The organism is Peptococcus simiae (assembly GCF_046097595.1).
Taxonomy (GTDB): Bacteria; Bacillota; Peptococcia; order Peptococcales; family Peptococcaceae; genus Peptococcus; species Peptococcus simiae.
Genome location: NZ_JBJUVG010000038.1, coordinates 1 through 266, shown reverse-complemented (window position 1 = coordinate 266; position 266 = coordinate 1). Strand labels below are relative to the sequence as shown.

The 266-nt window shown below is 51.9% G+C and carries 1 protein-coding gene; it reads left to right on the top strand.

Going from position 1 to position 266, the window contains the following annotated elements:
* Positions 1-266: cupredoxin domain-containing protein (locus ACKQTC_RS09230; RefSeq protein ID WP_408978151.1), on the top strand; the 266-nt coding region annotated here is incomplete at both ends.

Here is a 266-nt window from a genome sequence, read left to right as displayed (position 1 = left end):
GGGTCTGGAAAGATATTAAGGTAACAGACGTCCTAGATACCTCTCGCCTGACCTTCTACCGGGACAGCCTCACCATTAACGGCGTCCCTAAAGCTTGGGGGAGCGACTTTAAATACCAACCCAATGGCAGCTCCATGTTAGACACCCTCACCATCCCGGTAGGCGATATCCAGCCCGGTAAGGCTGCTATTATCCAGTTTAAAGTCCTCCACGCCAGTGACGGAGCAGACAAACCCTACGTCAACCAAGCCACAGCAGAAAGTAAA